This window comes from Bacillus cereus group sp. N11 (genome assembly GCF_016483605.1).
GTDB lineage: Bacteria > Bacillota > Bacilli > Bacillales > Bacillaceae_G > Bacillus_A > Bacillus_A toyonensis.
The window spans coordinates 1-317 of record NZ_JAEHBN010000066.1; the positions used below are offsets into that span (position 1 = coordinate 1).

Sequence of the window (317 nt, forward strand, 5' to 3'; positions counted from 1 at the left end):
TAATATTCGGCTGTTGTTTCTTATACTTCATAGGCTTCATATTCGGCTGTTGATTATTATACATAATCGGCATCATATTCGGCTTTTGATTCTTATCCATAATCGGCATCATATTCGGCATTTGATTGTTATCCATAATCGGCATCATATTCGGCATTTGGTTATTATCCATAATCGGCATCATATTTGGCATTTGGTTATTATCCATAATCGGCATCATATTTGGCATTTGATTGTTATCCATAATCGGCATTATGTTTGGTGGTTGGTTGTTATCCATTATTGGCATTATGTTTGGTGGTTGATTGTTATCCAAA

At 34.4% G+C, this 317-nt stretch carries 1 pseudogene; it reads right to left on the reverse strand.

Features of this window, described 5'->3' with window-relative positions:
* Positions 1 to 317 (reverse strand): annotated as a pseudogene (locus JDS98_RS29685) (peptigoglycan-binding protein LysM); the annotation flags it as partial.